The organism is Streptomyces sp. SudanB52_2052, from assembly GCF_964272415.1.
Lineage (GTDB): Bacteria > Actinomycetota > Actinomycetes > Streptomycetales > Streptomycetaceae > Streptomyces > Streptomyces olindensis.
In genome coordinates this window covers 3,371,769-3,390,373 of record NZ_OZ186796.1, presented here as the reverse complement: position 1 = coordinate 3,390,373, position 18,605 = coordinate 3,371,769, and the positions used below count along the sequence as shown (strand labels likewise).

Below are 18,605 nucleotides of genomic sequence, written 5' to 3'. Positions count from 1 at the left end.
TGTTTGCAGAACCTATTACGAGGCCACATCACGACGCGTCTTCGAGCCCATGCCGACCACCGAGCAACCTACGGCGGCCCCACGGCGGACGGCAAACCAGCCCGTGGGCCGTCCCGTGGCGCGTGGGCGGGACGCGGGCGGGTGCGCAAGGATGGAGGCATGCCCAATCGACTCGCCCGAGCCACGTCCCCGTACCTCCTCCAGCACGCGGACAACCCCGTCGACTGGTGGCCGTGGGAGGCGGACGCGTTCGAAGAAGCCCGCCGACGCGATGTCCCCGTGCTCCTGAGCGTGGGCTACAGCGCCTGCCACTGGTGTCACGTCATGGCGCACGAGTCCTTCGAGGACCAGGAGACCGCCGACTACCTCAACGCGCACTACGTGAGTGTGAAGGTCGACCGCGAGGAGCGCCCCGACGTCGACGCCGTCTACATGGAGGCCGTGCAGGCGGCGACCGGGCACGGTGGCTGGCCCATGACCGTGTTCCTCACCCCGGACGCCGAGCCCTTCTACTTCGGCACGTACTTCCCGCCGGCCCCTCGCCAGGGCATGCCGTCCTTCCGGCAGGTGCTCCAGGGCGTGCACCAGGCGTGGGAGGACCGGCGGGAGGAGGTCACCGAGGTCGCCGGGAAGATCGTGCGCGACCTGGCGGGCCGGGAGATCTCCTACGGCGACGCACAGACCCCCGGCGAGCAGGAACTCGCGCAGGCGCTCCTCGCGCTCACCCGCGAGTACGACCCGCAACGCGGCGGCTTCGGCGGGGCACCGAAGTTCCCGCCGTCCATGGTGCTGGAGTTCCTGCTGAGGCACCATGCGCGGACCGGCGCCGAGGGCGCGCTCCAGATGGCGAGCGACACCTGCGAGCGCATGGCCCGGGGCGGGATCTACGACCAGCTCGGCGGCGGCTTCGCCCGCTACTCCGTGGACCGCGACTGGGTCGTGCCGCACTTCGAGAAGATGCTGTACGACAACGCCCTGCTGTGCCGGGTCTACGCCCACCTCTGGCGGGCCACCGGTTCGGAGCCGGCCCGCCGGGTGGCCCTGGAGACCGCCGACTTCATGGTGCGCGAACTGCGCACGGAGGAGGGCGGGTTCGCCTCCGCGCTGGACGCCGACAGCGACGACGGCACGGGCCGGCACGTCGAGGGTGCCTACTACGTGTGGACGCCGGAGCAGCTGCGCGAGGCGCTCGGCGAGCAGGACGGCGAACTCGCCGCCCGGTACTTCGGGGTGACCGAGGAGGGCACGTTCGAGCACGGGCAGTCCGTTCTCCAACTGCCGCAGCAGGAGGAACTGTTCGACGCCGACAAGGTCGCCTCCGTCCGGGAGCGCCTGCTCGCGAAGCGGGCCGAGCGGCCCGCGCCGGGCCGGGACGACAAGATCGTCGCCGCCTGGAACGGCCTGGCGATCGCCGCGCTCGCCGAGACCGGCGCCTACTTCGACCGGCCCGACCTCGTGGAGGCCGCCGTGGCCGCCGCCGACCTCCTGGTCCGGCTGCACCTGGACGAGCAGGCCCGCCTCACCCGCACCAGCAAGGACGGGCACGCGGGCGCCAACGCGGGTGTCCTGGAGGACTACGCGGATGTGGCGGAGGGTTTCCTCGCGCTCGGGTCCGTCACCGGGGAGGGGGTCTGGCTGGAGTTCGCCGGGTTCCTGCTCGACCACGTCCTGGCCCGGTTCACCGACCCCGAGTCGGGCGCGATGTTCGACACCGCGGCCGACGCCGAGCGGCTGATCCGCCGCCCGCAGGACCCGACCGACAACGCCGCCCCCTCGGGCTGGACCGCGGCGGCCGGTGCCCTGCTGAGCTACGCCGCGCACACCGGGTCCGAGCCCCACCGCACGGCCGCCGAGAGGGCGCTCGGCGTCGTCAAGGCGCTCGGGCCGCGCGTGCCCCGCTTCATCGGCTGGGGGCTCGCCGTCGCCGAGGCCGTGCTGGACGGGCCGCGCGAGGTGGCGATCGTGGGGCCGTCGCTCGACGACGAGGGCACCAGGGCCCTGCACCGCACCGCGCTCCTGGGCACCGCGCCGGGCACGGTCGTTGCCGTCGGCGCCCCGGAGAGCGAGGAGTTCCCGCTGCTCGCGGACCGTCCGCTGGTCGGCGGTGAACCGGCGGCGTACGTCTGCCGTAATTTCACTTGCGACGCCCCGACGACCGAAGCCGACCGGTTGCGTGCGGTCTTGAGTAACTGAAGTCGCGAATCAACGGAAACACGCTCTTTATCGGAACAGCCCCCAGACTTCACAGTTCCCCCTTAATCTCTGCACAGTGCCGCGACGGATGGGACGGTCGCGACAGGGGGTTCTTGGATCTGGGGGGATCTGTTTGCTGACGTCTGTCTTCATCGCTGCCGTTTCACTGGCCCTGTTCTGGATGGCGGCGTTCACCCTGTGGTGGCAGATGCACGCCTGGCGCACGCCCGAAGTGCTCGCCTCCACCCGGTTCAGCAGTCCGGACGGGGACGAGCACGTCTCCTTCTCGCTGCTGCTGCCCGCCCGGCACGAACAGGCGGTGCTGGACCACACGATCCAGCGGCTGCTGGAGTCGAGCCACACCGACTTCGAGATCATCGTGATCGTCGGGCACGACGACCCGGAGACCACCGCCGTGGCCGAGCAGGCCGCCGCGCGTGACCCCCGGGTCCGCGTCGTCGTCGACACCCACGAGAAGAAGAACAAGCCGAAGGCCATGAACACGGCCCTGCCGCACTGCCGCGGCGACGTCGTCGGCGTGTTCGACGCGGAGGACCAGGTCCACCCCGAGCTCCTCGCGCACGTCGACCACGCCTTCCGCACCACCGGCGCCGACGTCGTCCAGGGCGGGGTGCAGCTGATCAACTTCCACTCCAGCTGGTACAGCCTGCGCAACTGCCTGGAGTACTTCTTCTGGTTCCGCTCGCGGCTCCACCTGCACGCGCAGAAAGGTTTCATTCCGCTCGGCGGCAACACGGTCTTCGTCCGCACCGGCGTCCTCAGGGAAGCCGGCGGCTGGGACCCGAACTGCCTCGCCGAGGACTGCGACCTGGGCGTGCGTCTGTCCAGCGTCGGCAAGAAGGTCGTCGTCGCCTACGACTCCGACATGGTGACCCGGGAGGAGACCCCGGGCTCGCTGATGTCCCTGCTGAAGCAGCGCACCCGCTGGAACCAGGGGTTCCTCCAGGTGTACCGGAAGAAGGACTGGAAGCAACTGCCCACCCTCGGGCAGCGGCTGCTCGCCCGCTACACCCTGATGACGCCGTTCATGCAGGCCTTCACCGGCCTGATCATCCCGCTCAACGTGGCGATCGCGCTCTTCCTGGACGTGCCCGTCGGCATCGCCTTCATCACCTTCCTGCCGGCCGTCACCGCCCTGGTCACCTTCGTCTTCGAGATCGTCGGACTGCACGACTTCGGCAAGCAGTACGGGCTGCGCGTGCGGTTCGCGCACTACCTGAAGCTGATCGTGGGCGGCCCCTTCTACCAGGTGCTGCTGGCCGGGGCGGCCGTGCGTGCCGTCTGGCGTGAGCAGCGCGGCCGCAACGACTGGGAGCTGACGACCCACGTCGGCGCGCACCTCGCGCAGGTCGAAGCGAGCCGAGAGACCCGAGAGGACGTCCCCGCGTGACCTCCACCCTTCCCGCGGCGACCACCCCGAAGGTCCCCGCGCAGCGCAGACCCGTGTCCGGCACCGGTACGCACCGGCGTGCCGAGCCGCCGAGCCGGCTGCGCTCCTCGCGCCCCGACCTGCTGCTGTGCGGTGTCCTGCTCCTGGCGATCCTCGTCGTGCAGGGCTGGAACATCGCCGACTACCCGGCCCTCAGCGACGACGAGGGCACCTATCTCGCCCAGGCCTGGTCGGTACAGCAGGGCAACGGCCTGGCCCACTACACCTACTGGTACGACCACCCGCCGCTCGGCTGGATCCAGATCGCCGTACTGACCTGGATCCCGGCGCTGATCAGCCCCGAGTCGATGACGGTGGGCACCATGCGCGCCGCGATGCTGGTGATCAGCGGCATCAGCGCGGTCCTGGTCTACGTGCTGGGCCGGCGCCTCGCCCTGCCCCGCTGGGCCGCCGCGCTCGGCATGGTCTTCTTCGGCCTGTCGCCGCTGTCGGTCGTCCTCCAGCGGGAGATCTTCCTCGACAACCTCGCGGTGATGTGGAGCCTGCTGGCCTTCACGCTGGCCGCCTCCCCGAGCCGCCACCTGTGGCACCACTTCGGCGCGGGGATAGCGGCCGCCACGGCCGTCCTCACCAAGGAGACGATGCTCGTCGTCCTGCCCGCCCTGTTCCTCACCATGTGGCGGCACAGCCACCGCGACACCCGCAAGTTCGCCCTCACCGGCGCCGTCACGGCCTGCGCCCTGATCGGCTTCTCGTACCCCCTGTTCGCCCTGCTCAAGGGCGAGTTGCTGCCGGGCGCAGGGCATGTCTCCCTCTGGGACGGCGTCAAGTACCAGATGACCAGGCCCGGTTCGGGCTTCATCCTGGACCAGGGCTCCGGCTCCTGGGGCGTGCTCCAGTCGTGGCTGTACTACGACAAGATCCTGCCCCTCGGCGGCCTCGCGGGCGCCCTGCTGCTGCTCGTCACCTGGCGCTGGTCCGTCACCGCCCGCGCCCTGGCCGGACCGGCCCTGGCCGTCGCGATCCTCGCCGCGCTGGCGCTCCGCCCGAACGGCTACCTGCCCGCGATGTACGTCATCCAGGCCCTGCCGTTCCTCGCGCTGGTCCTCGCCGGAGGAACCGCCTCCGTCGCCCACGCGGTGCTGAGCCGCTGGCGCTCCGAGGCGGAGAAACGCTACGTCGGCGTGGGCCGGTACGCGCTCGCCACGGTCCTCGCCCTGGCCGCCGGCGCCTACGTGGTCCCGCACTGGTACGACGGTGCCCGCATCGCCGTCACCACCGACGCCAACGCCCCCTACAAGGCCGCCTCGAAGTGGCTCGCCACCGAGGTCGAGGAACCGGAGCGCACCCGCGTGCTGGTCGACGACGCGCTCTGGCTGGACCTGGTGCACCAGGGCTACGAGCCCGGCCTCGGCGTCATCTGGTTCTACAAGGCCGACCTGGACCCGGCGGTGACGAAGACGATGCCGCGCGGCTGGAAGGACCTGGACTACGTCGTCGCCTCGCCGACCGTGCGCCGGGACGCGGCCGACCTGCCCAACGTCAAGGCCGCCATGGAGCATTCGACCCCGGTCGCCACCTTCGGCACCGGCGAGGACCGCATCGAGATCCGCCAGATACAGACGTCCGCCGGAGGCGCGCGATGAGCCAGGAGTCCACCGTCCCCGGCGAGGTCGTCGAGACCGCCGAGATCCCCGAACCGGGCGCCGTCACCATCGTCGTTCCGACGTTCAACGAGTCGGCGAACGTGCGGCAGTTGCTGCGCCAGATCACCGAGGCCGTGCCGGCCCGGGTGCCCTGTGAGGTCGTCTTCGTGGACGACTCCACCGATGACACGCCCGAGGTGATCGAGAAGGCGGCGCAGGACTGCCCGTTCCCGGTGACCGTGCTGCACCGCGAGGAGCCGGTGGGCGGGCTCGGCGGCGCGGTGGTCGTGGGGCTGAAGGCGGCCACCTCCGACTGGATCGTCGTCATGGACGGCGACTGCCAGCACCCGCCGTCCCTGGTGCCCGACCTGGTCGCGACCGGCGAGCGGGCGAACGCCGGGCTGGTCGTGGCCTCCCGCTACATCAAGGGCGGCAGCCGGGCCGGGCTCGCGGGCAGCTACCGGGTGGCCGTCTCGCGCGGCGCGACCTGGCTGACCAAGGCGCTGTTCCCGCGGCGGCTGCGCGGCATCAGCGACCCGATGAGCGGCTTCTTCGCGATCCGCCGCAGCGCGGTCACCGCCGAGGTGCTCCAGCCACTCGGCTACAAGATCCTCCTCGAACTCGCCGTCCGCAGCCGCCCGCGCACGGTCACCGAGGTGCCGTTCGTCTTCCAGGACCGGTTCGCCGGGGAGTCCAAGTCCACCGCGCAGGAGGGCCTGCGCTTCCTGCGCCACCTGGCCGGGCTGCGGGCCGCCTCGCCGGTCGCACGGATGGTCGGCTTCGGCCTGATCGGGCTGACCGGTTTCGTGCCGAACCTGCTCGGCCTGTGGGCGCTGACCGCGCTCGGCATGCACTACGTACCGGCGGAGATCCTCGCCAACCAGCTCGGCGTCGCCTGGAACTTCGTGCTCATCGAGCACCTGCTGTTCCGCGAGCGGCGCCGGCACCGGCGCTGGTGGGACCGGGTCGGGCGGTTCGCGCTGCTCGCCAACGCGGATCTGGTGCTGCGCATCCCGCTGATCGCCCTGTTCGTGCACCAGTTGCACCTGGGCGTGCTGTCCGCCACCGCGCTCGCGCTGGTGACGACCTTCGTCCTGCGCTTCGTGGCGACCGAAGCGCTGGTCTACCTGCCGCGCCGGGCCCGTGAGGAGTCCGCGCGCGGTGGCCGCACCGCAAGGAGAGCCGTGTGAACCTTCGTCGCAGAACGACCGCACTGCTGTCCGTGGCGGGCCTCACCTCGGGCCTGCTGCTGACCGCACCCCAGCCCGCCTCCGCCGCCAACCTCATCAAGAACCCCGGCTTCGAGACCGCCGGCACCGGTGACATGCCCTACTGCTGGGAGAAGTCCGGCTGGGGCGACAACGACTTCACCTTCACCACCACCGCCGACGCGCACTCCGGCGCCAAGGCCATGAAGGTCGAGCTGACCCGCCGGGTCGACGGCGACCGCAAGGCGCTGATCACCGAGTCCGCCGACTGCGCGCCGGTGGTGACGCCGGGAAAGCAGTACGACCTCGGCCTCTGGTACAAGACGACCACGCCCGACGCGGCGATCACGCTGTTCCGGCACGACACCACGGCCGGCTGGCAGTACTGGACCGACCTGAAGACGCTGGACCTGGCGGGCACCTGGACCGAGGCGACGGTCCGCACGCCCGAGGTCCCGGCCGGCACCGACCGCATCTCCTGGGGCGTCTCGGTCTACGGCACCGGCTCGGCCACCACCGACGACTACACGATGGACCAGGTGCCCGACCCGGTCCTGCCGCCGGAGTGCACGGGCACGGCGGAGCAGTGCGCGAACGGCAAGTGGGACGTGCTGCCCACGCAGAACCCGGTCCGCTCCATGCACTCGGTCGTCCTGCACAACGGCAAGGTGCTGCTGATCGCGGGCTCCGGCAACGACGAGTCGATGTTCGAGGCGGGCACCTTCACCTCGGCGGTCTACGACCCGGCGAACGGCTCGTACAAGATCATCCCCACGCCGAAGGACATGTTCTGCGCCGGGCACGTCCAGCTCCAGGACGGCCGGGTGCTGGTGATGTCCGGCAACAAGGGCTACCCGTCGGCGGACGGCCGGGTCGGCTACCAGGGCTACAAGGACTCGTACATCTTCGACCCGGAGACCGAGACCTACACCAGGACCAACGACATGAACGACGGCCACTGGTACCCGTCGGCCACGATCCTCGGCAACGGCGACGTCATCTCCTTCGGCGGGCTGCGCGAGGACTCCACCGGCTCGGTCGCCGCCGAGCTGTTCTCCGAGGCCGAGCAGCAGTGGCAGCCGCTGTGGAAGGTCAACCAGACCTGGTCGTACTGGGGCCTGTACCCGTCGATGATCCTGATGCAGGACGGCCGCCTCTTCTACTCGGGCAGTCACGTCTTCGGCAACAACATCCCCGGCACGGGCTCGGCGATCTACGACTACGGCGCCAACACCATCACGCAGGTGCCGGGCCTGCGGAACAAGGACGAGCGCGACCAGTCGGCCAGCGTGCTGCTGCCCCCGGCGCAGGACCAGAAGGTCCTCACCCTCGGCGGCGGCAACATCGACTCCAACCCCGAGGCCAACCGCCTGACCGACATCATCGACCTCAAGCAGCCGAACCCGTCGTACGTGGCCGGGCCGCCGATCCCGCAGGGCACGGTCGACCTGGGCAACGGGCCCGTCCCGCAGACCGGCGACCAGGGCAAGATGTACGTCTCCGCGGTGCTCCTGCCCGACGGCAAGGTGCTGGAGACGGGCGGCGCCCTGCACAACCGCGCCAACCCGGTCTACGAGACGTCCATCTTCGACCCCGCGTCGGAGACGTTCGACCCGGTGGCCGTCGACCCCGAGGCGCGCGGCTACCACTCCTCGGCGTTCCTGCTGCCCGACGGCCGCGTGATGACCACCGGCGACAACCCGGGCAACGGCTCCTGGAACCACGACGTGTCGGTCTACAGCCCGCCCTACCTGTTCAAGGGCCCCCGCCCGACGATCACGTCGGTCATCGACACCGAGTGGACCTACGGCGACACCCAGCGCATCACCGTCGACCGGCCGATCGCCAAGGCCGAGCTGATCCGCCCGGCCGCCGTCACGCACTCCTCCGACCCGAACCAGCGGTTCGTGGACCTGCCGCTGTCGGTCGACGGCAACAACATCGACCTGAACGTGACGAGCAACCCCAACCTGGCGCCGCCCGGCTGGTACATGCTCTTCGCGGTCGATGCCAACGGCGTGCCGTCGGTGGCGAAGTGGGTACACCTCCAGGGCCCGCAGGCCCTGAAGGCGACGGACGCCTCGGCCCACGTCCACGACTTCGCGGACGCGCCCGAGGGCAAGGTCGCGGGGCCCGGCAAGAAGCGCACGTCGCAGAAGGTCAGCCCGACGATCTCCGGCTGCGACCGGCACTACGGCTCGATCAACGTCTGCGTGCCGACGGACTTCCCGGCGGAGGTGAAGAAGACGACGGCCGCCCGCTGCGAGTGGCTCAGGGCGAACGACTACGGCCGCCTGAAGGTCAACGGCAAGGACGACCCGCTGGGCCTGGACCGCAACCGGGACGGGACCGCCTGCGGAAAGGGTGACGTGAGGCGGAGTCAGCGCTGACCGCGTGACTCCGCCAGGGCGCGCTCCACGATCGCTTCCAGCTGCTCGTGGTGCGCGCCCTTCCAGTACGCCCGCCCGCACGCCGTGCACTGCGCGAACACGTCGTACGTGGCGTGCGTGCCGTGTTTGAGCTGGTCGGCGACCTCGTCCTTGGTCGCTGTGCGCAGCACCCCGTTGCAGGCCGTGCACCGCGTCCACGGCAGCAGCTCGGGCCGGAACCGGTCCAGGACGTCGCGCAGCTGCTCCTCGGGACGCGTGCTGTAGACGAACGCCCCCGCCCACAGCTCCCGGCGCCGCAGCAGGCCCCGGTCACGGCTCAGCATGACCCGCTGCTCGGCCGCCGAACGCGCCGCGAGGGCCGGGTCGCCGATGTCGGTCGACTCGTACGCCGTGTCGACGCCCAGCAGCCGCAGCCGTCGGGCCAGCGTGCCGAGGTGGACGTCGAGGAGGAACCGCAGGGGAGCGCCCGGGACCTGCTGGGGGCGCGCGACGGTCCGTACGGTCACGGCCTCCCCGGCCGCCGGGACGTGCGAGGCGGGCACCTCGCGGCCGTCCACGAACAGCGCGCCCACCTCGGTCAGCGGCACGCCGAGGGACTCGACGACGTGGCCGAGGCTGGAGACGCCGTCGGTGGTGGCCCGCACGGTGCCGTTCCGGCGGGCCTGGGGGACGAAGACGTGCAGCTCGGGCGCGAAGTCGACGTGGATCTCGGGACCGTTCACCCGGTCAGGATGCCACGGGGAGGGGCGCCGGCCTCAGGCTTTTCCGGTGGGCAGGCCGTGCTCCAGGACGTCCAGGGCGCGGTCGACGAGGTCCCGGATGTCGTCGCGGTGGCCGGTCTCGGCCCAGTAGTGGGAGACCTCCATCAGCCCGCCCATCACCGACATGGCGAAGACCCGCAGCTCCAGGCTGTCGGGGTCGAGCCCGGAGCGCTCGGCGAGGGCGTCGCGGAGCAGCCGGCCGGTGGCCGCGGTGCTCTCGATCATGCGGGCGCGGACCGCGGGCACCTCGACGCCGAGCCGCGTCCGCAGCCGGGTCACCTCGGGTTCCTCGGCGAGGCTCCGGTCGAGGGCCGTGCGCATCACGTGCCGCAGGGTGGCGGCCCACGACTCGTCCAGCGGCCGGGTCCGCAGCTCCTCCGTCATCACCGGGTCCCACTCGTCGGTGATGACGATGTCCTCCTTGGTCGGGAAGTACCGGAAGACGGTCGACGGCGACACCTCGGCGCGGTCGGCGATCTGCTCGATCGTCGTGGCGTCGTAGCCCTGCTCCTCGATCAGCGCGTAGGTCGCGGCGCGGATCGCCTGGCGGGTCTTGATCTTCTTCCGCTCCCGGAGTCCCAGCTGGGGTGGGTCGGCGGGGGTGGTGCGTGCGGCCGTCATGAAGGTCATTGTCGGGCATCGGCCTCGGCCTCGGCCATGGCCGGGGTGCCGGCCTCGCTCCTCACGGTAACCGCGAAGTGGCGGTAACTCTCATAAGCTTGACTCTGTCAATAGGCAGTGCCTTTCGGGACGGCGAAAAGGGCCACGGCTCGAGGCCGTGGCCCTGAAGGCCGGAGCGGGGGAGATCAGGCGTGCTGGTACGCCACCAGTGAGATCCCGACGTAGTGCGCGATGAAGGCCGCCAGTGTGAAGGAGTGGAAGACCTCGTGGAAGCCGAACCAGCGCGGTGACGGGTTGGGCCGCTTGATGCCGTAGACGACGCCGCCCGCGCTGTAGAGCACGCCGCCGACGATGACCAGGACGAGGACCGCGATCCCGCCGGTCCGCATGAAGTCCGGCAGGTAGAAGACGGCCGCCCAGCCCATCGCGATGTAGCACGGCGTGTAGAGCCAGCGCGGGGCGCCGACCCAGAAGACGCGGAAGACGATCCCGGCGGCGGCCGCCGCCCAGATGCCCCACAGCAGCCACCGGCCCTTGGCGCCGGGCAGGAGCAGCATCGTCAGCGGCGTGTACGTGCCGGCGATGATCAGGAAGATGTTGGAGTGGTCCAGTCGGCGCAGGATGCCGTCCATACGGGGGCTCCAGTTGCCCCGGTGGTAGAGCGCGCTCACGCCGAACAGCAGACAGGCGGTCAGGGCGAAGATGCCGCAGGCGATGCGCCCTCTGGTCGAGTCGGCGAGGGCGGTGAGCACCAGACCCGCGACGAGGACGGCCGGAAACATGCCGAGGTGCAGCCAGCCGCGCAGCTTGGGCTTCACCGGGTGCGGCAAGGAGAGCGCCTGCGGACCGCGGCCGTCGGCCGGCGTGTCCGTTGGCGCGTCGGGGGCGAACGCAGTCATGGCCGAATGGTAGCTACGGAACCGTAAGTGACGTATCAGTCCGCCGGATTGGCCGACGAAGAGTGGCCATCCTCTCACCGTGACCCAACGATGGTTACGCAAACGGGCGGTCTGGTGAACGCAACGTGCACGTAAAGCGGCGCGAGAAACCGTGGCGATCCTCACGTTGCTCACCTGTGCGCTCCTCTGGACAGATGGGCGCTCACGTCGGATGATCAAATGAGTGCGGTCGGCACCGGATGAGCGCCAAGTTCCACCCTGAAGCATCCGGGTCGCAGCCCCCACGGGGCCTCCACATCAAAAAAACCCTCATTTAGGAGCAATCGTGGCGCGCGACATCGCGGCTCCCACCGTCCCCACCACTCATCAGGGGCTGATCTCGTGGGTCAACGAGATCGCAGAACTGACGCAGCCGGACAACGTGGTCTGGTGTGACGGATCCGAGGCCGAGTACGAGCGACTGTGCGGGGAGCTCGTCCAGAAGGGCACCTTCCGGAAACTCGACCCGATCAAGCGCCCCCACTCCTACTACGCGGCCTCCGACCCCACCGACGTCGCCCGCGTGGAGGACCGGACGTTCATCTGCTCCGAGAAGGAGGAGGACGCGGGCCCGACGAACCACTGGAAGGCCCCCGCCGAGATGCGGGAGATCTTCCAGGGCTCCGGCGGTCAGGGCGGTCTGTTCCGCGGCTCGATGCGCGGCCGGACCATGTACGTCGTGCCCTTCTGCATGGGCCCGCTCGGCTCGCCGCTGTCCGCGCTCGGCGTGGAGATCACCGACTCGGCCTACGTCGCCGTCTCCATGCGCACCATGACCCGCATGGGTCAGGCCGTCCTCGACGAGCTCGGCTCCGACGGCTTCTTCGTCAAGGCCGTGCACACCCTGGGCGCCCCGCTGGAGCCCGGCCAGGAGGACGTCCCCTGGCCCTGCAACCAGACCAAGTACATCTCGCACTTCCCCGAGGACCGCGAGATCTGGTCCTACGGCTCCGGCTACGGCGGCAACGCCCTGCTCGGCAAGAAGTGCTACGCCCTGCGCATCGCCTCCGTCATGGCCCGAGACGAGGGCTGGCTGGCCGAGCACATGCTCGTCCTCAAGCTGACCCCGCCGCGCGGCGAGGCCAAGTACGTCGCCGCGGCCTTCCCGAGCGCCTGCGGCAAGACCAACCTCGCCATGCTGGAGCCGACCATCCCCGGCTGGACGGTCGAGACCATCGGCGACGACATCGCCTGGATGCGCTTCGGTGAGGACGGCCGCCTGTACGCCATCAACCCCGAGGCCGGCTTCTTCGGCGTCGCGCCCGGCACCGGCGAGCACACCAACGCCAACGCCATGAAGACGCTCTGGGGCAACTCCGTCTTCACCAACGTCGCCCTCACCGACGACAACGACGTGTGGTGGGAGGGCATGACCGAGGAGCCTCCGGCCCACCTCACGGACTGGAAGGGCAACTCCTGGACGCCCGAGTCCGAAACGCCCGCCGCGCACCCCAACGCCCGTTTCACCGTCCCGGCCTCGCAGTGCCCGATCATCGCGCCGGAGTGGGAGGACCCCAAGGGCGTGCCGATCTCCGCGATCCTCTTCGGCGGCCGCCGCGCCACCGCCGTCCCCCTGGTCACGGAGTCCTTCGACTGGAACCACGGCGTCTTCCTCGGCGCCAACGTGGCCTCCGAGAAGACCGCCGCCGCCGAGGGCAAGGTCGGCGAACTGCGCCGCGACCCCTTCGCGATGCTGCCGTTCTGCGGCTACAACATGGGCGACTACATGGCCCACTGGATCGACGTGGCCAAGGACAAGGACCAGTCCAAGCTGCCGAAGATCTACTACGTCAACTGGTTCCGCAAGGACGACGACGGCAAGTTCGTCTGGCCCGGCTTCGGTGAGAACTCCCGCGTCCTGAAGTGGATCGTGGAGCGCCTGGAGGGCAAGGCGGAGGGCGTCGAGACCCCGATCGGCATCCTGCCGACGAAGGACGCCCTCGACACGAACGGCCTGGAACTGGCCGACTCCGACCTGGAGTTCCTCCTCACGGTCGACAAGGAGGTCTGGCGCGAGGAGGCCGCCCTGGTCCCCGAGCACCTCAACACCTTCGGCGACCACACGCCGAAGGAGCTGTGGGACCAGTACCGCGCCCTGGTGGAGCGCCTGGGCTGAGCCCCACCCCCGAACTCCGCGGCCGGCCGGAACCGACAGTGCCCTGACCAGCAACATCGTCACGGCCGGCCGCGGTGGACGCACCACCGCAGGCAGGGGCCCGCACAACGGCGTGCGGGCCCCTGCCTCCGTCGTTCCCGCGCGCCCCCTTGCTCACAGGATCTTCACGCCTGTTTCATGCTGCCTACAGGCGTCTCACCGGTCCCGGTGAGGCCCTCAAGACAGCCTGTGGGGGGCACAGTTGCATACTGCACACCGTTCCAGACGTCTCGCGGCCACGCTGTCCGCCGCGCTGCTGGCGGGAACCGGACTGACCGTCGCCGCCGCGCCCGCGGCGCACGCGGCGGCCTCCGACGCCGTGGTGAAGCTGCCCATGACGACGTACTCGGCGCTCGCGGTCGACTCGGTCCACGAGCGGGTCTTCGTCGCGGACGCCATGACGGGCGACTCGTACTACAAGGGCACCATCGCCGTCTACACCTTCGGCGGCGAGCGCATCTCCACGATCACCACCCCGAGCCACATCTCCGGCCTGGCGCTCAGCGCCGACGGCTCCACCCTGTACGCCGGCGAGCGCAGCCGGATCGTGGGCTACGACACCACCACGCTCACGCAGACCAGCGCCGTCAGCGCCAACCTCGACCAGTGCGGACGCGAACTCGCCTTCTCCGGTGGCGAGGTGTACTTCACCACGCCCTACGCGTCCTACTCCTCCCAGTGCGCCACGACCGCGCACACGAATCTGGACGCCCTCGTGGGCGGCGCCCACACCCGGACCGGCTGGAACGACTACGGCCGGCTCCAGCTGGAGGCCGGCCCCGGCGACCGGATGCTGATGGGCCAGCCGGCCGCCCCGCAGGCGGCCAACCCCTTCGTCACGGTGTTCGACACCAGCGGCGACACCCCGGTGCGCAACGCCGCCCGCCGGTTCGCCGACGCCGACGGCAAGGGCGCGCTGAACCTGAAGGACATGGCGTTCTCCGCGGACGGCAGCAAGGTCGCCCTCGCGGACGCCGCCCACGGCACGCGGCTGCTCAACACCAGCGACCTGTCGGACGCGGCGACCGGCTACCCGGCGCTCCCGCAGGGCGCCACCGCCTCCGCCGTGGCGTTCAGCGGCGACGGCAGGTACCTGGCACGCGGCGCGTCCGCCACCGGCTCCACACCGGACCTGCTGCTCCAGCCCGCCGACCCGGCCGACTCCTCCGCCCCGCTGGAGTTCGTCTTCGAGGGCAGCCTCGACGGCGACCGGGTCGTCCCGCGCGGCATGGAGTGGTCCGCGGACGGCTCCCGGCTGTTCGCGGTCACCACCAACGCCGCCGGCAGCCAGTACTGGCTGCACATCATCCAGCCGCCGGCCGTCCAGTACGACACCCGCTTCACCGGCGGCCTGACCCACAGCCCCGGCACGGCCGTCGCCGGGGAGCCGCTGGCCGTGCGCGGCAAGCTGGAGCTGGACGGCCCCGCGCCCGCCGAGCCCGTCAAGGTCACCGCGACCCGCACCGACGCGAGCGGCACCCACCAGCTGGGCACCGCCACCGTGAAGGAGGACGGCACCTTCACCGTCCTCGACGAACCCGACCGGACCGGCGAGGCCACCTACACGGTGTCCTACCTCGGCGACCTCACCCACCGCCCGGCCACGGACGTCACGCACACCGTGACGGTGGCCAAGGCGCCCACCTCGATCGCGCTCACCGCCCCCGAGGAGGCGAGCATGTCCGGCGGCATCGAGATCACCGGCACCTTCACCGCGCAGGGCAAGGCGCTCGCGGAACGGCCCGTGCTCAAGGTCGTGCGCGAGGACCGGCTCGGCACCGGCACCCTGTCGTCGGTGACCGTCGCCGCCGACGGCACGTTCACCATCAACGACGTGCCGCGCACCCGCCGCGAGGTGACCTACACGGTCAGCTGGCCGGGTGACGACCTGCACGCCGGGGCGACGGCGTCGGCCGAGGTGTACGTCAGGCGCTGAGCCCGCCGCCCGCCGGCCCGCCCCTGTCCTCCAGGTAGCGGGTGACGGACTCCTGGCGGCGGGCCTCGGTCTCCCGCAGACCCGCCGCCAGCCGCTCGGCCTCCTCCCGCAGCAGGCCGAGCTGCCGCTCCAGATGCCGCTCGGGCGCCTCCGCCCCGGGCGACAGCCGCGCCCACCACCGGGTCCGCACGAAGGCGTCGACGGCCTCCGGCAGATCCCGGCGCACGGTCCGGGACAGGGTGTGCACGCCCTCCGGGTCGTGCGCCAGCAGCTCCGTGGTCCACCCCGGGTCGAGCAACGCCGTGAGCAGGTCGGTGAGTTCGCCCAGCCGGGCCGCGACGGCGGGCGGCAGGTCGACGCCGGCCAGGTAGGCGCGGAGCGTGCCGAGGTCCGCGCGCACCTCGTCGAGCTGGGCCGACGGATCCGGGAAGGCCGGCGGGTCCGGCCGCTCCGGCGGGGCGATCAGCGCGCCCGCCCCGTACAGACCGGCCACCACGACGGGCCAGTACGGCCCCGCCACGCCCGCGAACGTCAGGGCGAGGCCCACGACCCCGCAGGCGCTGCCCGTGATGTTCTTGCGGGACTCCAGGTAGCGGACGAACCTACTGGTAGCCACGGATCTCCTCGAAGGCGCCGTCGAGCGAACCCTGCCGGGCGTCGAAGAGACGGCCGCCGGTCAGCTCGGCGATGTGCTCCAGCTCGGCCCGGTCGGAGTCGCCGAACAGGATGGGGAACACGGGGATCTCGGCCCGCTCGCGCGGCAGCCGCTCGTAGAAGTCCTCGAACTGCCCGGCCTCGGCGCCGGTGGTGTTCTCGCCGTCCGTCATCAGCACGATCGAGGTGAACGTGTCCCGGTCGGTGCCGAGATGGTCGTAGGCCTTCTCCAGGGAGGTGTAGATCGCGGTCTCGCCCTCGGCGGTGAGCCGGGCGGTGTCGGCGCGGATCGCGTCGAGGCCCTGCCGCGGCCGGGCCGGGTCGACGACGTGCGTCCGTACGCTCTTCACCCGCGAGCCGAACGGCATCAGCGTCACCTCCTCCCGGTCGCGGAAGTCCCCGGTGAGCCCGGTGAGCGCGGACTTCAGCCCTTCCAGCCGGTCCCCCTCCATCGAGCCGGAGGTGTCGAGGACGTACACCGTGCGGGACGGGCGGCGCAGCTTGTTCTCGTACGCGTCGAGCAGCCCGTCGGCGACGGAACGGCTGCCCGGGAAGGGAAGTTCGCGCCGACGCCCGGTGTCGAGGCCGGGTGCGGGCGGCACGGACGCGACGACGGGACGGCGGTGGGTGCGGCGGGTGATGTCCCGCTGCGCCTCCGGCGAGCGCAGCGCCTCGGTGAGCCGGCGGACGTCCTCGCGGGTCGCCGCCGAGGAGGAGGCGAGGGTGGAGAGCGGGTAGTCGGCGGTGACGACGCCGTCGCGGGGGCGGATCACGGTGAGCCCGGGGATGCCCTTGAGCACGGACTCGTAGTTCAGCAGCGCGTCGACGTTCCCGCGCCGCCGGTAGGCCGACGCGAGCCAGCCCGACGAGCCCGAGGTCAGCTTCTGCCCCCGGAAGAACTCCTCCAGCCGGGGCGTGGCCTTCGTGACGTCGTCGTCGCTCAGGGCGGACTGGGCGCCGGAGAGGGCGGAGGCGACCGAGACCAGCGCGGCGAAACCGGAGTTCGAGCGGGCCGGGTCGGTCATGCCGTACGTCAGCCTGCCGTCCCGGACCGCCTTCTCGACCTGGGACCAGGTGACGTCCGCAGGCTTCCAGCCCAGCGCCCGCACGGTGGCCGTCCGCACGCCGACGGCGACCGGGCTCGTCATCACGGGCGTCTCCGACACGACCTTCCGCGCCGCGTCCGGACGCAGCCGCAGATAGTCGTTGGACGACAGCCACACGGCGTCGTAGGCCCCGTCCGCCCTGCCCTTCGCCAGGAGGTCGACGGCGTCGAGGGTGCCCATGTAGACGGGCCGCACCGTGATGCCGGTGTCCTTCCCGATCCGTTCCAGGACCGGGGTCATGTCGCTCAGCTCGCTGGAGGCGAGGACGCGCAGGGTGCCCGGTTCGGCCGGCCAGGGGACGCCGGGGGTGCGGGACGCCGCCGGCTCCTCCCGGGCGGTGCAGGCCGCCGTCAGCACCGTCACCGCGGCGAGGGCGACGGCGAGGCCGCGTCGTCTCATGCCCGGCCCCCTTCCAGCGCGCCCTGCGCCCGGCTCCGCTCCAGATACGTGCTCGCCTGCTGCAGTTCGGAGGTGAGGGACTCGACGGTCGCCGCCATCGCCTCGGTCGCCTGGACCTTGTAGGTGTCGATCGCGTCGAGCGTGCGGTAGATCTGCTGGAACGCCGACCGCAGGGTCTCCGCCCCGACCGCCGGGTCGGCGGCGATGCGCTGGATCTCCCCGCTCTGCGTGGCGAGCATCTCCGCGTTGCCCCGGATCAGGTCCTCGGTGGTGCCGCGCAACGCGTTGACCTGGTCGACGACCTTCTTCTGGTTCTCCAGCGCGGACGCCAGCATCACCGAGATGCGCAGGGCCGACACGGTCGTGGTGGCCGCCCGGTCGACGCCCTTGATCAGCTCGTCATTGTTGCGGCGTACGACGTCCATGGCGAGGTACCCCTGCGCGCACACCGCGAGCTGCGTCAGCAGGTCCTGGTGCTTCTGCCGGACCGGGAAGAGCACGTCGGCGCGGAGGGTGTCGGCCTGTGCCGGGTCGGCCGCCTCGACGCCGGCGATGTGCTCCTCGACGGCCGTGTCCAGGGCCTGGGTGAGGACCACGTACTCCTGGAGCTTGCCCATGGTCTCCCACAGCCGGACCCGCTCGGTCTGCAACGCGGCGTTGTCGCGGCGCAGTTCGTCCTGGCCGCCGCGGAGCGAACCGACGATTCTGTTGAGGGTGCCCTGGGCGGAGGCGTACTTGGCGACGTGGTCGCGCAGCTTGTTGCCGCCGGGCAGCCGGGAGAGGAACTTGCGGCCCTTGCCCGCCGGCAGGTCGCGCGGGTCCAGGTCCTCGACCACCCGCCGCAGTTCCACGAGCGAGCCCGCGACCTGCGACTGGGCGTCGCCGCCCTTGTCCGGCAGGCTGCGCACGGTGCGTTCCAGCATGCGGTTGGACTGGGCGGCGGCGGAGCGCATCTCGCCCGCGCCGAGGGCCGTGATCTCCCCGACCTTGCCGGCGAACTCGGGCGAGCGGGCGTCGAGCGCGGCGAGCCCCTCGACGTAGGCGGCGGCCTTGCGGGCCATGTCGGTGCGGACGGTCTCGTCGACGGGGACGAGCCCGCCGGCCTTCTCCCGCGGCACGGGCGCGACGGGCTCGGGCGGGGTGAGCGTGAAGTCGGAGTCGGTGCTGGTCACGTGCGGTTTCCCCCT

At 71.2% G+C, this 18,605-nt stretch carries 13 protein-coding genes; 7 read left to right on the top strand and 6 right to left on the bottom strand.

The window, feature by feature from the left end; all coding sequences use genetic code 11:
- Window positions 1-159: 159 nt before the first annotated feature.
- The 5 genes from ACSUPV_RS14785 to ACSUPV_RS14765 all read left to right on the top strand — a co-directional run bounded on the left by ACSUPV_RS14785 (window position 160) and on the right by ACSUPV_RS14765 (window position 8,848).
- Complete coding sequence (locus ACSUPV_RS14785) at window positions 160-2,193, top strand: thioredoxin domain-containing protein (protein ID WP_436947638.1); 2,034 nt, start codon at window positions 160-162, stop codon at window positions 2,191-2,193.
- 133 nt (window positions 2,194-2,326) lie between these two features.
- Window positions 2,327-3,604, top strand: coding sequence for a glycosyltransferase (locus ACSUPV_RS14780; RefSeq protein ID WP_037757603.1), 1,278 nt, complete (start codon window positions 2,327-2,329; stop codon window positions 3,602-3,604).
- Window positions 3,601-5,250: an ArnT family glycosyltransferase gene (locus tag ACSUPV_RS14775; RefSeq protein WP_436947637.1), complete on the top strand. Its 1,650-nt coding sequence runs from the start codon at window positions 3,601-3,603 to the stop codon at window positions 5,248-5,250. The genes ACSUPV_RS14780 and ACSUPV_RS14775 overlap by 4 nt, the downstream gene beginning before the upstream one ends.
- Complete coding sequence (locus ACSUPV_RS14770) at window positions 5,247-6,440, top strand: glycosyltransferase (RefSeq protein WP_436947636.1); 1,194 nt, start codon at window positions 5,247-5,249, stop codon at window positions 6,438-6,440. The genes ACSUPV_RS14775 and ACSUPV_RS14770 overlap by 4 nt, the downstream gene beginning before the upstream one ends.
- A complete protein-coding gene (locus ACSUPV_RS14765; RefSeq protein WP_359787616.1) occupies window positions 6,437-8,848 on the top strand; it encodes a galactose oxidase-like domain-containing protein in 2,412 nt (803 codons plus the stop codon). Before ACSUPV_RS14770 ends, ACSUPV_RS14765 begins: the two co-directional genes overlap by 4 nt.
- Here ACSUPV_RS14765 and ACSUPV_RS14760 read toward each other — a convergent pair.
- From ACSUPV_RS14760 to trhA, 3 genes are all read right to left on the bottom strand, one after another.
- On the bottom strand, window positions 8,839-9,570 hold the full coding sequence (locus ACSUPV_RS14760; protein WP_436947634.1) for a Mut7-C RNAse domain-containing protein: 732 nt from the start codon (window positions 9,568-9,570) through the stop codon (window positions 8,839-8,841). The genes ACSUPV_RS14765 and ACSUPV_RS14760 overlap by 10 nt on opposite strands.
- A gap of 33 nt (window positions 9,571-9,603) precedes the next feature.
- Window positions 9,604-10,230, bottom strand: a complete 627-nt coding sequence (locus ACSUPV_RS14755) for a TetR/AcrR family transcriptional regulator (RefSeq protein ID WP_063773812.1) — start codon at window positions 10,228-10,230, stop codon at window positions 9,604-9,606.
- 185 nt (window positions 10,231-10,415) lie between these two features.
- Window positions 10,416-11,129: a PAQR family membrane homeostasis protein TrhA gene (gene trhA / locus ACSUPV_RS14750; protein ID WP_031119744.1), complete on the bottom strand. Its 714-nt coding sequence runs from the start codon at window positions 11,127-11,129 to the stop codon at window positions 10,416-10,418.
- 325 nt (window positions 11,130-11,454) lie between these two features.
- Between trhA and ACSUPV_RS14745 the strand changes: the two genes are divergently transcribed.
- Together ACSUPV_RS14745 and ACSUPV_RS14740 are read left to right on the top strand one after the other, a co-directional pair.
- Complete coding sequence (locus tag ACSUPV_RS14745; protein WP_436947633.1) at window positions 11,455-13,284, top strand: phosphoenolpyruvate carboxykinase (GTP); 1,830 nt, start codon at window positions 11,455-11,457, stop codon at window positions 13,282-13,284.
- Between the two features lie 241 nt (window positions 13,285-13,525).
- Window positions 13,526-15,259, top strand: a complete 1,734-nt coding sequence (locus ACSUPV_RS14740) for an Ig-like domain repeat protein (RefSeq protein WP_359787601.1) — start codon at window positions 13,526-13,528, stop codon at window positions 15,257-15,259.
- Here the strand turns inward: ACSUPV_RS14740 and ACSUPV_RS14735 are convergent.
- Genes ACSUPV_RS14735 through ACSUPV_RS14725 form a run of 3 tightly spaced genes read right to left on the bottom strand, consistent with a single transcriptional unit; the run spans window position 15,249 to window position 18,590 of the window.
- Window positions 15,249-15,875, bottom strand: a complete 627-nt coding sequence (locus tag ACSUPV_RS14735; protein WP_037757611.1) for a hypothetical protein — start codon at window positions 15,873-15,875, stop codon at window positions 15,249-15,251. The genes ACSUPV_RS14740 and ACSUPV_RS14735 overlap by 11 nt on opposite strands.
- Window positions 15,862-17,418: a substrate-binding and vWA domain-containing protein gene (locus ACSUPV_RS14730; protein ID WP_436947632.1), complete on the bottom strand. Its 1,557-nt coding sequence runs from the start codon at window positions 17,416-17,418 to the stop codon at window positions 15,862-15,864. The genes ACSUPV_RS14735 and ACSUPV_RS14730 overlap by 14 nt, the downstream gene beginning before the upstream one ends.
- Window positions 17,415-18,590 (bottom strand): toxic anion resistance protein, encoded by a 1,176-nt coding sequence (locus tag ACSUPV_RS14725; protein ID WP_037757613.1) that lies wholly within the window; start codon window positions 18,588-18,590, stop codon window positions 17,415-17,417. The genes ACSUPV_RS14730 and ACSUPV_RS14725 overlap by 4 nt, the downstream gene beginning before the upstream one ends.
- Window positions 18,591-18,605 lie beyond the last annotated feature (15 nt).

What these genes read in the sequence shown, in the direction of transcription:
- ACSUPV_RS14785 (WP_436947638.1), top strand. Translation starts at nt 160, where the DNA reads ATGCCCAATCGACTCGCCCGAGCCACGTCCCCGTACCTCCTCCAGCAC.
- ACSUPV_RS14770 (WP_436947636.1), top strand. Translation starts at nt 5,247, where the DNA reads ATGAGCCAGGAGTCCACCGTCCCCGGCGAGGTCGTCGAGACCGCCGAG.
- ACSUPV_RS14755 (WP_063773812.1), bottom strand. Translation starts at nt 10,230, where the DNA reads ATGACGGCCGCACGCACCACCCCCGCCGACCCACCCCAGCTGGGACTC.
- trhA (WP_031119744.1), bottom strand. Translation starts at nt 11,129, where the DNA reads ATGACTGCGTTCGCCCCCGACGCGCCAACGGACACGCCGGCCGACGGC.
- ACSUPV_RS14730 (WP_436947632.1), bottom strand. Translation starts at nt 17,418, where the DNA reads ATGAGACGACGCGGCCTCGCCGTCGCCCTCGCCGCGGTGACGGTGCTG.